This is a genomic window from Pseudomonas sichuanensis, assembly GCF_003231305.1.
Lineage (GTDB): Bacteria > Pseudomonadota > Gammaproteobacteria > Pseudomonadales > Pseudomonadaceae > Aquipseudomonas > Aquipseudomonas sichuanensis.
Genome location: NZ_QKVM01000034.1, coordinates 52,448 through 65,538, shown reverse-complemented (window position 1 = coordinate 65,538; position 13,091 = coordinate 52,448). Strand labels below are relative to the sequence as shown.

At 66.4% G+C, this 13,091-nt stretch carries 9 protein-coding genes; all 9 read right to left on the bottom strand.

Annotated elements, in window-relative coordinates:
* Positions 1–8 precede the first annotated feature (8 nt).
* Positions 9–2,876, bottom strand: coding sequence for an aminomethyl-transferring glycine dehydrogenase (gene gcvP, locus DM373_RS18085; RefSeq protein ID WP_110994881.1), 2,868 nt, complete (start codon positions 2,874–2,876; stop codon positions 9–11).
* 14 nt (positions 2,877–2,890) lie between these two features.
* Positions 2,891–3,268, bottom strand: a complete 378-nt coding sequence (gene gcvH / locus DM373_RS18080) for a glycine cleavage system protein GcvH (RefSeq protein ID WP_110994880.1) — start codon at positions 3,266–3,268, stop codon at positions 2,891–2,893.
* Between the two features lie 259 nt (positions 3,269–3,527).
* Entirely contained in the window at positions 3,528–5,060 is a 1,533-nt protein-coding gene (locus DM373_RS18075; protein ID WP_110994879.1) for a sigma-54-dependent transcriptional regulator, read from the bottom strand.
* Between the two features lie 81 nt (positions 5,061–5,141).
* Complete coding sequence (gene cycA / locus DM373_RS18070; RefSeq protein WP_110994878.1) at positions 5,142–6,566, bottom strand: D-serine/D-alanine/glycine transporter; 1,425 nt, start codon at positions 6,564–6,566, stop codon at positions 5,142–5,144.
* Between the two features lie 445 nt (positions 6,567–7,011).
* On the bottom strand, positions 7,012–8,691 hold the full coding sequence (betA, locus tag DM373_RS18060) for a choline dehydrogenase (protein ID WP_110994876.1): 1,680 nt from the start codon (positions 8,689–8,691) through the stop codon (positions 7,012–7,014).
* 3 nt (positions 8,692–8,694) lie between these two features.
* Positions 8,695–10,164, bottom strand: a complete 1,470-nt coding sequence (locus tag DM373_RS18055) for a purine-cytosine permease family protein (protein ID WP_110994875.1) — start codon at positions 10,162–10,164, stop codon at positions 8,695–8,697.
* Positions 10,161–10,340 (bottom strand): hypothetical protein, encoded by a 180-nt coding sequence (locus DM373_RS18050; RefSeq protein ID WP_110994874.1) that lies wholly within the window; start codon positions 10,338–10,340, stop codon positions 10,161–10,163. Before DM373_RS18050 ends, DM373_RS18055 begins: the two co-directional genes overlap by 4 nt.
* A 92-nt stretch (positions 10,341–10,432) precedes the next feature.
* Entirely contained in the window at positions 10,433–11,941 is a 1,509-nt protein-coding gene (locus DM373_RS18045; protein WP_110994873.1) for an aldehyde dehydrogenase family protein, read from the bottom strand.
* A gap of 15 nt (positions 11,942–11,956) precedes the next feature.
* Positions 11,957–12,928: an agmatinase gene (speB, locus tag DM373_RS18040; protein ID WP_110994872.1), complete on the bottom strand. Its 972-nt coding sequence runs from the start codon at positions 12,926–12,928 to the stop codon at positions 11,957–11,959.
* Positions 12,929–13,091 lie beyond the last annotated feature (163 nt).

Below are 13,091 nucleotides of genomic sequence, written 5' to 3'. Positions count from 1 at the left end.
CCGCCATATCAGGCGTCCTGGTAGCTCGACAGCGGCGGGCAGGCGCAGGCCAGGTTGCGGTCGCCGTAGACGTTGTCGACGCGCCCCACCGGCGGCCAGTACTTGCTTTCGCGCAGGGTTGCCAGCGGGTACACCGCCAGATCCCGGCTGTAGCCGTGGCGCCACTCACCGACCAGTTCGAAGGCGGTGTGCGGGGCGTTCTTCAGCGGGTTGTCGAGCTTGTCCAGGGTGCCGTTCTCCACCGCGCGAATCTCTTCGCGGATGCAGATCATCGCTTCGCAGAAGCGGTCCAGCTCCTCTTTGGATTCGCTCTCGGTCGGCTCGACCATCAAGGTGCCGGCCACCGGGAAGGACATGGTCGGGGCGTGGAAGCCGAAGTCGATCAGGCGCTTGGCCACGTCTTCGACGCTGATGCCGCTGCTGTCCTTGAGCGGGCGCAGGTCGAGGATGCACTCGTGGGCGACCAGGCCGTTGTCGCCGGTGTAGAGCACCGGGTAGTGCTCTTCCAGGCGCCGGGCGATGTAGTTGGCGCTGAGGATCGCCAACTGCGAGGCGCGCTTGAGCCCTGCCCCGCCCATCATGCGCAGGTACATCCAGGTGATCGGCAGGATGCTCGCGCTGCCATAGGGCGCCGCGCTGACCGCGCCATGTTTGTTCGGCATATGCCCGTGGCCGGGCAGGAACGACGCCAGGTGCGCCTTGACGCCGATCGGGCCGACGCCGGGGCCGCCACCGCCGTGGGGGATGCAGAAGGTCTTGTGCAGGTTCAGGTGCGACACATCGCCACCGAACTTGCCCGGCGCGCACAGGCCGACCATGGCGTTCATGTTGGCGCCGTCCAGGTACACCTGGCCGCCGTGCTCGTGAATGATCGCGCAGATGCGGCTGATGCCGTCCTCGAACACGCCGTGGGTCGAGGGGTAGGTGATCATCAGCGCGGCCAGCTGCGCCGAGTGCTGCTCGGCCTTGCGCTGCAGGTCGGCGACATCGACGTTGCCGCGTGCATCGCAGTCGACCACCACTACCCGCAGGCCGGCCATCTGCGCCGTGGCCGGGTTGGTGCCATGGGCCGACGACGGGATCAGGCACACATCGCGCCCCGCCTGGCCACGGCTGGCGTGGTAGGCGCGGATGGCCAGAAGGCCTGCGTACTCGCCCTGGGAGCCGGCGTTGGGCTGCAGCGACATGGCGTCGTAGCCGGTAGCCGCGCAGAGCATGGCCTCCAGTTCATCGGTGAGTTGCCGGTAACCCTGGGTCTGCTCGGCCGGGGCGAACGGGTGCAGCGCGCCGAATTCGGGCCAGGTGATCGGGATCATTTCGCTGGCGGCGTTGAGCTTCATGGTGCACGAGCCCAGCGCGATCATGGTCCGGTCCAGGGCCAGGTCCTTGTCGGCCAGGGCACGCAGGTAGCGCATCAGCCCGGTTTCGGAGTGATGGCGGTTGAACACCGGGTGCTGCAGGAAGGCCGACTCACGCAGCAGCGCGGCCGGCAGGCTGTCGCCCGCGTCGGCGGCCAGGGCGGTGAAGTCCGGAAGCGCCTGGCCTGGCCCGGCGAACACCTGCCACAGGGCCTCGACGGCAGCCTGCTCGCAAGTTTCATCCAGCGACACACCCACCCGTACAGCATCGATCAGCCGCAGGTTCAGGCGTGCGTCGTTGGCGGCGGCCAGCACCTGGGCCACGGGCTGCGCGGTCAGCACACTGACGGTATCGAAGAAGTGCTGCTGCTCGACCTGGTGCCCGAGCTGCTGCAGCCCCTTTACCAGAATCGCAGTCAAGCGGTGCACCCGCCGGGCGATTCGGGTCAGCCCCTGCGGGCCGTGGTAGACCGCGTACATGCTGGCGATATTGGCCAGCAGCACCTGCGCGGTGCAGATGTTGCTGGTGGCCTTCTCGCGGCGGATGTGCTGCTCGCGGGTTTGCATGGCCAGGCGCAGGGCCGGTTTGCCGAAGCGGTCGATGGAGACGCCGACCAGCCGGCCGGGCATGTCGCGCTTGAACTGATCGCGGGTGGCGAAGTACGCCGCGTGCGGGCCGCCGAAGCCCAGCGGCACGCCGAAGCGCTGGGCGCTGCCCAGCACCACGTCGGCACCGAACTCGCCTGGCGGGGTCAGCAGGGTCAGCGCCAGCAGGTCGGCGGCCACGGCCACCAGCGCACCGGCGGCGTGGGCACGCTGCACCAGGCTGCGCGGGTCGCTGATGGCGCCGGTGCTGGCCGGGTACTGCAGCAGCAGGCCGAAGTAGCCCTCCAGCGGCTGATCGTGCAGCGCCGCTTCGTCACCGATGACCACTTCGATACCCAGCGGCTCGGCACGGGTGCGCAGCACGTCGAGGGTCTGTGGGTGGCAGTGCTGCGAGGCGAAGAAGGCCGGGGCCTTGTTCTTCGCCAGGCGCTTGCAGAAGGTCATCGCTTCGGCGGCGGCGGTGGCTTCATCGAGCAACGAGGCGTTGGCGATTTGCATGCCGGTGAGGTCGCTGATAAGGGTCTGGAAGTTCAGCAGCGCTTCCAGGCGGCCCTGGGAAATCTCCGGCTGGTACGGCGTGTACGCGGTGTACCAGGCCGGGTTTTCCAGCAGGTTGCGCAGGATCACCGTCGGCGTGTGGCAGGGGTAGTAGCCCTGGCCGATATGGTTGCGGAACAACTGGTTGTTGCCGGCGATGGCCTTGAGCGCGGCCAAGGCTTCGGCCTCGCCCTGCCCGTTGCTCAGTTCGAGCACGCTGCTGCCCTTGATGCTGGCAGGGATGACGCTGTCGATCAGGGCGTCCAGCGAGTCATGGCCGGTGAGCGCCAGCATGGCGTCGATATCGGCCTGGCGCGGGCCGATATGCCGGGGGATGAACTCGTTGTCGGTGCCCAGGGGGATGGCGTTGATCATGTCGGCACCCTGGCTCAGGCGTTGTCGGCCAGGAAGCGGTCGTAGCCGTCCTGGTCCATCAGGCTGTCGAGATCGGCCAGGTCGTTGGCCTGGATGCGGAAGAACCAGCCGTCCTGCATGGGCGAGGCGTTGACCAGCTCGGGGTCGTCGGCCAGGGCCTGATTGACCGCCACCACCGTGCCGTTGAGCGGCATGCCGATATTGCTGGCGGCCTTCACCGACTCCAGCACCGCGACTTCGCTGCCCTCGTCGTACGCGCCGGGCTCGGGCAGTTGCACGAACACCACATCACCCAGGGCCTGCTGGGCGTAGCTGGTGATGCCTACGGTCAGCTCGCCGCTCGCTTCCAGACGCAGCCATTCGTGTTCAGGGGTAAAACGCAGAGTGCTCATGGAGGTTCCTTTCTTGTTATCGGGTGGGTCCCGGGACAGGACTAGCGGTAACAGAGCAAGGGCAATGCCAACTCAATAAAAACGTTATATTTCAGCTAGTTATGAGCACCTCATGGATATCCGTCGGCCTGCACTTCGGAGCGAAATCGCTCCGCCTGCAGTGCCCGCCTGCCAGCGCCGGGCTGGCGGGCCAATCCAGCCGGGGTTCCGGCCCCGCTGGAGCACAAACACTCCAGTGGAGCGAAGTGACTCCAGGCCCTTACAGGGCTCGGCTGGCGATACCGTACTTGCGCAGGCGCTGGCCGATGGCCGTGTGCGAGGTTTGCAGGCGCAGGGCCAATTGCCGGGTGGAGGGGTAGCTGGCGTACAGCTTCTCCAGCAGGTCCTTTTCGAAGCCCTGCACCGCCGCCTCCAGGCTGACCACCTCCTGGGCGTCAGGCTGCTGGCTGTTCAGGGCAGTGCCGGCCAGCTCCAGGTCGTCGCAGTCGATCACATCGCCTTCGCTGATGGCCGCCGCGCGAAACAGCACGTTCTGCAACTGGCGCACGTTGCCCGCCCAGCGGTTGCCCAGCAGCAGCGGATGGGTGGCCAGGGCCAGCCGGCACGGTGGGCGCTGGATCTGCGCGCAGGCCTGGCGCAGGAAGTGCTCGGCCAGCAGCAGGATGTCCTTGCCGCGCTCGCGCAGCGGCGGCACTTTCAGGTTGAGCACATTCAGGCGGTAGTACAGGTCCTCGCGAAAACTGCCTTCGACCACCATGTTTTCCAGGTGGCGGTGGGTGGCGCAGACCACCCGCACATTGACCCGCACCTCGCCACCGCCGCCGACCCGGCGAAAACTGCCGTCGTTGAGAAAGCGCAACAGCTTGGCCTGCAGGTAGGGCGACATCTCGCCCACTTCATCGAGGAACACCGTGCCGCCATCGCCCAGTTCCAGCAGGCCCGGCTTGCCGCCACGCTGGGCACCGGTGAAGGCGCCGGCGGCGTAGCCGAACAGCTCGCTCTCGGCCAGGCTCTCGGGCAGTGCCGCGCAGTTGAGTGCCAGGAACGATGCATCGCGCCGGGCGCTGAGGGCATGACAGGCGCGGGCCACCAGCTCCTTGCCGGTGCCGGTCTCGCCCTGGATCAGCAGCGGTGCTTCCAGGCCGGCCACTTTGTGCAGGCGCACCTTGAGTTCCTTGAGCGGCGCCGACTCCCCCAGCAAGGCTTGCAGCCCGTCGGTGGAATCATGCAGCAACGACGCCAGGCGCTCGCCGATGCGGCTGGGCGGGTACAGCGTCAGCAGGCCGCCCACCAGGCCGTCGGCCCCGCCGCTGATGGGCGTGGCTTCGAGCAGCAGCGCCTGGCCCTGGAACTCCACCTCGCACATGGGCAGGCGAAAGCCCTTGGCGATCAGGGTCTGGCCCAGGTCGGGCTCGGCGAACAGCCGCGACAACGGCTCACCGGCCGGCTCGCGGCCGATCAGGCTGACCAGGGTCGGGTTGGCCAACAGCACATGGCCGCTTGGGTCCACGGCCAGCACCGGGTCGCTCATCGCCGCCAGCAGGGCTTCCAGTTGCAGGCGCCGGCGGTGGCCGGGGAGGAAGTCGACCAGCTCGACCGCCTGCACGGCGTCCAGGCCCAGCAACGCCGCGTGGAGTTCGTCCAGCACCGCCTGCGATAGCGCCGGCGCATCGATGTAGACATTGGGCGGGACCATCTCCACCGCATCCAGGTTGAGGTTGCGCGCCCCCAGCAGCGCCAGGATCTCCTGGGTGATGCCGACGCGGTCGACGAAAGTGACGTGGATTCTCATCGGGACTCCCTGCTTGGCAAACGACAACAGGGGGACGGCGCACGGTGCGCTGCCCCCCTGGGTAAAACCTGAACCTGGCGATCAATCGGTATCGAGGGACAGCTGCCCGTTCTCCTGGCGTTTCTGGCGCAGGGAGCGATAGGCCAGGCCCAGCACCGCGAACCACACCGGCACGGCGTACAACGCCAGGCGCGTGTCGGCCTCCAGGGCCAGCAGGCCGAGGATGAACACGAAGAACGCAAGGCACACCCAGCACATCAGCGTGCCGCCGGGCATCTTGTACTTCGAGGCCTGGTGCAGGTGCGCCCGCTGCTTGCGGTAGGCCAGGTACGACAGCAGGATCATCGACCAGACGAACATGAACAGCAGTGCCGACACCGTGGTGATCAAGGTGAAGGCATCGAGCATGTTCGGCACCAGGTAGATCACCAGCGCCCCGGCCGTCAGGCAGAGACAGGAAAAGATCAGGCCATTGGACGGCACCGCGCGGCTGGACAGCGCGCCGAACCTGCCGGGCGCATCACCGTCCAGCGCCAGGCCGTAGAGCATGCGGCTGGTGGAGAACACGCCACTGTTGGCCGAGGACGCCGCCGAGGTCAGCACCACGAAGTTGATGATCCCCGCCGCCGCCGGCAGCCCGGCCAGCACGAACAGCTCGACGAAGGGGCTCTTGTTGGCCACCACTTCGCGCCAGGGGGTCACGGCCATGATGGCGACCAGCGCGAACACGTAGAAGATGATGATGCGCAGCGGGATCGAGTTGATCGCCCGTGGCAGGTTGCGTTCCGGGTTCTTGGTTTCGGCGGCGGTGGTGCCCACCAGCTCGATGCCGACGAAGGCGAACACGGCAATCTGGAAACCGGCGAAGAAACCCATGGCGCCATGGGGGAACATGCCGTCGTCATTCCACAGGTTGGCCAGCGAAGCGACGTTGCCGGCCGGCGACTGGTAGGCCGCCGCCACCATGTACAGGCCGGTGCAGACCAGGGCACAGATGGCCACGATCTTGATCATGGCAAACCAGAATTCCATCTCGCCGAACAGTTTCACGGTCATCAGGTTGAGCGACAGCAGCACGCCGACGCAGGCCAGTGCCGGCAGCCACAGGGGAATGTCCGGGAACCAGAACTGTGCATAGGCGGCAATCGCGATCACATCGGCAATGCCGGTGACGATCCAGCAGAACCAGTAGGTCCAGCCGGTAAAGAACCCGGCCCACGGCCCCAGCAGGTCGGCGGAGAAATCGATGAAGGATTTGTACTTCAAGTTGGACAGCAATAGTTCGCCCATCGCCCGCATGACAAAGAACAGCATGAAGCCGATGATCATGTAGACGAAGATGATCGACGGGCCGGCCAGGCTGATGGTCTTGCCCGAGCCCATGAACAGGCCGGTGCCGATGGCACCACCGATGGCGATCAACTGGATGTGGCGGTTGGACAGGTTGCGCTGCAGTTCGTGGCCGTCAGCCTCAGGCAGGCGTTGGCCATGTGGCAAGTTGTTCATTATTTTTACCTTGCTAGTTTAATTGTTTTTATAACGTCACAAGTTCAACTTTCCGAGCCGGGCTATTGGTCTGGAAGCCCGGCCGAACGCAAGGGAAAGAGCAAGGTATGTGCCAAGGGCCAGAGGCCGCTGGAATCGGGGTTTGTTATAGGTTTCGCACGAGTGTTGCGTAATGAACTCACTCCAATAAAACCTGTAGATGCACCCTTCAACTTCCGTGAAGGCGTGGTAAACCCTGCCCTCACCCGCCCTGTAGCGATATCGCTACATTGGAGCGCATTCGGTCCGCTGTAACGCGGTCCTGTTGTAGGAGCGGCCTTGTGTCGCGATAGGGCCGCAAAGCGGCCCCTAGATTCAGGCGTCACCGCGAACATCGCTGGGGCTGCTGCGCAGCCCTTTCGCGGCACAAGGCCGCTCCTACACACATACAGGTACGCGTGTGCCTTTACAGGCTGCGCACCGGCGCGCGGCTGCGCTGTTCCTCCTGCCAATCCCCCACCAACCCCACCGGCACATCGCTCGGCGCCAGCGGCTCGCGCCCGCGCACCAGGTCCGCCGCACGCTCGGCGAGCATGATGGTCGGGGCGTTGAGGTTGCCGTTGGGCTCGGTCGGGAACACCGACGAGTCGATCACCCGCAGCCCCTGCAACCCACGCACCCGCAGCGTGGAATCGACCACCGCCATGTCGTCCTCACCCATGCGGCACGAGCCGCAGGGGTGCATGGTGCTTTCCATGTTGGCGCGCACGAAGGCGTCGATCTGTTCGTCGGTCTGCACCTGGGGCCCGGGCGCCAGCTCCTCGCCGCGGAAGCGGTCCATGGCCGGCTGGGCGAGGATCTCGCGGGTCAGGCGCACGCAGCGGCGGAAGCCCTCGCGGTCCTCTTCGCTCTCCAGGTAGTTGAAGCGGATTTCCGGGTGCTGGTACGGGTCGGCCGACAGCGCCCGCACATGGCCGCGGCTCTTGGGCTTGTTGGGCCCGGTGAGCACCATGAAACCGTGGCCCTTGAACGGTTTGTCACCGTCGTAGCGCATGGCCGCCGGCAGGAAGTGGAACTGGATGTCCGGCCAGCGCAGCCCCTTGGAAGAACGGATGAAACCGCCGGCCTCGAAGTGGTTGCTGGCGCCCAGGCCATCCTTGAACAGCAGCCAGCGCAGGCCGATCATCGCCTTGCCCAGCAGGCTCATCTTGCCGTTGAGGGTGATCGGCTGCTTGCAGGCGTACTGGATGTAGATTTCCGAATGGTCCTGCAGGTTCTCGCCCACGCCCGGCAGGTGATGGCGCACCTCGATGCCGGCCTTCTTCAGCACCGCCTCGGGGCCGATGCCGGAGCGCTGCAACAGGTGCGGCGAGCCGATCGGGCCGGACGCAACCAGCACCTCGCGGTTGCACAGCACCTTGTGAGTCTGCCCGCCTTCGTCGTACTCCACCCCTACCGCGCGCTTGCCGTCGAGCAGGATGCGCCGGGTCATGGCGTGGGTGACCACGGTCAGGTTGGGCCGGTTCATGGCCGGGCGCAGGTAGGCGTTGGCGGTGGACCAGCGCACGCCGTCCTTGACCGTCATGTGCATGGCGCCGAAGCCTTCCTGCATGTAGCCGTTGCAGTCGTCGGTCTTGATATAGCCAGCCTCGGCACCGGCCTCGACCCAGGCGCCGTACAGCGGGTTCTGCATGTTGTTGCCATTGTTGGTGGCCAAGGGCCCTGCGCCGCCGCGGTAGTCGTCGCCGCCGAACTTGAAGTTTTCGGCACGCTTGAAGTACGGCAGGCAGTGGCGGTAGCTCCAGTGCTTGGCGCCCAGGCTTTCCCATTCGTCGAAGTCGCAGGCGTGGCCACGGATGTAGACCAGGCCGTTGATCGACGACGAACCACCCAGCACCTTGCCCCGTGGGCAGTGCAGGCGCCGGCCGTCCAGGTGCGGCTCGGCCACGGTTTCGTAGCGCCAGTTGTATTTTTTGGTGTTCATCGGCAAGGAGAACGCGCTGGGCATCTGGATCAGCACGCTGCGGTCGCTGCCGCCGAACTCCAGGACCAGCACCGAAGTGCCGGCGTCCTCGGTCAGGCGGTTGGCCAAAACGCAGCCGGCAGAGCCCGCACCGATGATGATGTAGTCGTATCGCTTGTTCATGGTTCAGTCCTGTACGCGAAGGCCGGCGGCCCGATCGTGATGTTGATTGCCCTTGGGGTAGCCGCCCCAGCCCAGGTGCGCCGCCAGCAAGCGGGTCAGGCCGTAGTGCACGAGCCCGGCCAGCAGGCAGGACGGCAGCGAGGCGGTGGCGAAGGTGAAGAAGCTGGTGTGGGCCAAGGTCTGCGGGTTGAACACCACCACGTAGATGGCGAAGCCCGCCGCCAGCGCCAGCAGCGCGATGGGGTTGAAGCCCCGGCAGAAACGCAGCGGCGAGGCGCTTTGTTCGGCGTAAAGGTGGCGCAGGTTGACCCGCTGGCGGCGCAGGAAGAAGTAATCGGCAATGCCGATGCCGGCCAGGGCGCTGTTGAGTGCCGAGGTCCACACCAGAAAGATGAAGAAGCCGTCGTAGATCCCCGGCAGCAGCACCACGATGGCCACCGGGATGATGCAGAACAGCCCGATCAACACCGCCCAGCCTAGGCTGCGCAGGCGCTCCCCGGCCAGCTGGCGCAAGCCGATCACCGCGGTGTAGAGGATGTTGACCATGCCGGTGAGGTTGGCCAGGGCCAAAAAGCCCAGGGCGATCACACCGAAGGCCATGCCCCCGGCCACCCGCATCCAGGCGGTGGGGTCGCTGCTGCCCAGGGTGGTGGCGGCGAACAGGCTGACCGACTCGCCCAGCACCGCCGCGCCGAAGATGCCCACCAGGTTCGGCCAGAAGGCCGTGCGCTGGTTGCTGCACAGGCGCGACAGGTTGCCGATGTAGGGCCACCAGGAGAAGCCGGCGGCGATGTTGATTTCCACCGCGACCATGAAGTTGACGTGGGGGTTCTCGAACGGCGGCTGCAAGGCCGGCATGGCCAGCAGTTCGGCGAGGCTGTGGCTGCGCAGGATGAAGTACATCAGCGCCAGCATGATCAGGATCAGGCTGGGCGCGATCAGCGCGCTCAGCAGGCGGATCATGTCCGGCCCGCGAATGGCCACCAGCGCCGCCAGCAGGATCGCCAGCAGCGCCCCGGCGGTCACCAGCCAGCCGTCGCCGTCGGGCTCGGCGTGCTGCACCAGGGTTTCAAGGTTATCCAGTGCCCGCCCGCACATCAGCCCGAGCACCGCCAGCCAGCCCATGGTCAGCACCACCACCGAAAGGAAGTACACCAGGCGGCTGCCGTTGAGGCCGAACATGCTGCGCAGGAAGGTGAACTGTTCGACGCCGTACTTGCCGCACGGCAGGCAGGTGGACGCGGAGGCCAGCACCACGCCGAGGATATTGCCGATGACGATCGCGGCGATGCCCTGCAGCGGGCCGACGAACAGCGCGGTGGCGCCGCCGATCAGGAACACCCAGGTGGCCACCGCCAGCGCCGAGTTGGCGTAGGCATAGCCCCAGAAGCCCCAGACCCGCTCACTGGGCAGCAACGGCGTGTCGCCGCGTTCGGCGGCCAGGCGAAACTCTTGATCCCGAGGCCCGCTCATGGCTGGCCTCCGAGCAGGTAGGCGCCGGCGACCATCACCAGCGTCAGCAGGGCCAGGGCAATCACGTCACGGGCGGTCAATGCGCCCGGCCACTGCGCCCTGCCCTCCAGTTCTTCATAGGCGCGCAGGCGCCGTTCCAGGTCTTGCGCACGCTCGACATCCACTTGGCTGTTCATTGGGCATCACCTCGACTTGTTCTTATTGTTGAAATTCGATGCGTTGATGAACCTGCGTCGCACGCCAGGCGACGCAGGCCGGCCTTGCTACCTCAAGGCAAGGTGATCCAGACTGCCTTGGTCTCCAGGAAGAACTCCAGTTGTTCCGCGCCCATGTCCTTGCCGTAACCGGACTGCTTGTAGCCACCGAACGGCATGGACGGGTCCAGGGTGCTGTGGGCATTGACGTAGACCGTGCCGGCGCGCAGGCGCGGGATCAGCCCGTGGACCTTGCCCAGGTCGTTGCTGTACAGCGCCGCCGCCAGGCCGTACTCGGTGTCGTTGGCCAGCGCCAGGGCCTGTTCCTGGGTGTCGAACGGCGCCGTCACCAGCACCGGGCCGAAGATCTCCTCGCGCACGATGCGCATGCTGTTGTCGCAGTTGGCGAAGATCGTCGGCTGCACGTAGTAGCCCGGGCCTTCGACCGGCTCGCCGCCGTAGTACACCTGCGCCCCTTCGGCCTTGCCCACTGCGATGTAATCCAGCACCCGCTGCTGTTGCTGGCGCGACACCATGGGGCTGATGAAGCAGTCCGGGTCCAGGCCGGGGGCGATCTTCAGGGTGGCGGTGTAGCGGGCCAGCGCTTGCAGGAAGGCCGGGTACACGCTGCGTTCGACATAGGCGCGGGTACCGGCATCGCACACCTGCCCTGAGTTGAAGAATACGCCGTTGGCCACCGCTTCGGCGGCGGCCTCGATATCGGCGTCGGCGAACACGATCACCGGCGACTTGCCGCCCAGTTCCAGGGTCAGGCGCTTCATCTGGTCCATCGCCGCCTTGCCCACCGAGCAGCCCACTGGCGTGGAGCCGGTGAAGCTCAGCTTGTCGATGCCCGGGTGGCGTGACATCGCCTCGCCGACCACGCTGCCGCGCCCGGTGACGATGTTGATCACCCCATCAGGGATGCCCGACTGCTGCACCAGTTCGGCGAAACGCAGGGCCGACAGCGAGGTCAGCTCGGCCGGCTTGACCACCACCGTGCAACCGGTGGCCAGGGCCGCGCCGAGCTTCCAGGCCATGGTCTGCAACGGGAAGTTCCACGGCACGATGGCGCCCACCACGCCGACCGCCTCCTTGCGGGTGTAGGCCAGGTAGTTGCCGGGCAGCGATGGCTCGACGGTGCGGCCGTGCAGCTTGCTGGCCCAGCCGGCGAAATAGCGCAGGGTGTCGATCGTGCCCTGGATGTCCACGGCGCGGGCCTGGGCCACCGACTTGCCCATGTCGATCGACTCGATCTGCGCCAGCTCGTCGCCATGGGTTTCGATCAGGTCGGCCAGGCGGTGGATCAAGCGCTCGCGTTCCAGCGGCTTGAGCTGGCTCCAGGGGCCGCCATCGAACTGCGCGCGGGCGGCCTGCACCGCACGGTCGAGGTCATCGGCCGTGCCCATGGGGATGCGTGCGAGCACGCCCTCGGTGGACGGCTCGATGACGTCGGCGCTGGCGCCGTCGCTGGCTTCGCGCCACTCACCGCCGATGAACATGCGCTGGGCCTTGCTCAGGAAACGCTGGGTGGCCTCGGAAACGCCATAGGCCTGCAGGTAGGTTTTGACCTTGTTGTCCACTGTCGAAGCTCCGGGTCAGCGCGCCTTGGCGCGGGCGTGGAAGATGAAGCCGAGGCTGTTCATCAGCAATTGCGCGGCGAGGATCGAGGTGACGCCGGCCGGATCGTACGCCGGGGCCACTTCCACCAGGTCCATGCCGACGATGCGCCCCTGGCTGCGCCGGGCCAGGGCCTGGATGATTTCCAGCACTTCGTAGTACTGGAAGCCGCCATGGCTGGGGGTGCCGGTGCCCGGGGCGATGGACGGGTCGAAACCGTCGATGTCGATGGTGATGTAGTAGTCGCGGCCTTCGGGGATCTTCGCCAGCACGCCTTCGCAGCCCAGGCGACGCACATCGCGCACCGAGAGGATCTGCGAGCCGGCCTCGCGGGCGGCGTCGTAGTCGTCGCGGTTGGAGGACGACACGTTGCGGATGCCCAGCTGGGTCATGCCGACGATGTGGTCCAGCTCCGAGGCGCGGCGCAGCGGGCTGCCGTGGCCGTAGCGCACGCCGTGGCGTTCGTCGACGAAGTCCAGGTGGGCGTCGAAGTGCACGATGTGGATAGGCCCGCGGCCTTCGAAGGCCTTGATCACCGGCGCGTGGATCGAGTGGTCGCCGCCCAGCACCACGGGCATGGCACCGGCCGCGAGGATCTGGCGCACGGCCGACTCGATGTTGGCGTTGCTGCTGGCCATGTCGGTGTGGACGATATCGGCATCGCCGACATCGACCATGCGCAGCTGGTCTTCGGTGAGGTAGGTGGCGTCGTCTTCGAAGTCGTAGGCGCCGGAATGGCCGAACGAGAACAGCGTCGATGCCTCACGGATGCCGCGCGGCCCGAAGCGTGCGCCGGAGCGCCATTGGGTGCCCATGTCGTTGGGTGCGCCAAGGATGGCCACATCGGCATCGATGGCCGCCCAGTCGGTGCAGATGGGCGCCTTGGCGAAGGTGCAATGGCCCACGAAGGGCAGGTTCAGGCGGCCGGATTCATAACCGTGCTTAGCCATGTGCGGGTTTCTCCACTTATTGTTCTGGTCAGGAGACGGCGTGCCGGGGCAGCGCCGTTGCAGCCACTATGGCGCCGGGTTGAACCTGGAAAAATGCGCAAGTGCAGATGCATACATCGCCACAGCCGAAGTATCTGCCGGCAGATGGACGCCAGACGCCCCA

What these genes read in the sequence shown, in the direction of transcription:
- DM373_RS18055 (WP_110994875.1), bottom strand. Translation starts at nt 10,164, where the DNA reads ATGAGCGGGCCTCGGGATCAAGAGTTTCGCCTGGCCGCCGAACGCGGC.
- DM373_RS18075 (WP_110994879.1), bottom strand. Translation starts at nt 5,060, where the DNA reads ATGAGAATCCACGTCACTTTCGTCGACCGCGTCGGCATCACCCAGGAG.
- speB (WP_110994872.1), bottom strand. Translation starts at nt 12,928, where the DNA reads ATGGCTAAGCACGGTTATGAATCCGGCCGCCTGAACCTGCCCTTCGTG.
- DM373_RS18050 (WP_110994874.1), bottom strand. Translation starts at nt 10,340, where the DNA reads ATGAACAGCCAAGTGGATGTCGAGCGTGCGCAAGACCTGGAACGGCGC.
- betA (WP_110994876.1), bottom strand. Translation starts at nt 8,691, where the DNA reads ATGAACAAGCGATACGACTACATCATCATCGGTGCGGGCTCTGCCGGC.
- gcvP (WP_110994881.1), bottom strand. Translation starts at nt 2,876, where the DNA reads ATGATCAACGCCATCCCCCTGGGCACCGACAACGAGTTCATCCCCCGG.
- cycA (WP_110994878.1), bottom strand. Translation starts at nt 6,566, where the DNA reads ATGAACAACTTGCCACATGGCCAACGCCTGCCTGAGGCTGACGGCCAC.
- gcvH (WP_110994880.1), bottom strand. Translation starts at nt 3,268, where the DNA reads ATGAGCACTCTGCGTTTTACCCCTGAACACGAATGGCTGCGTCTGGAA.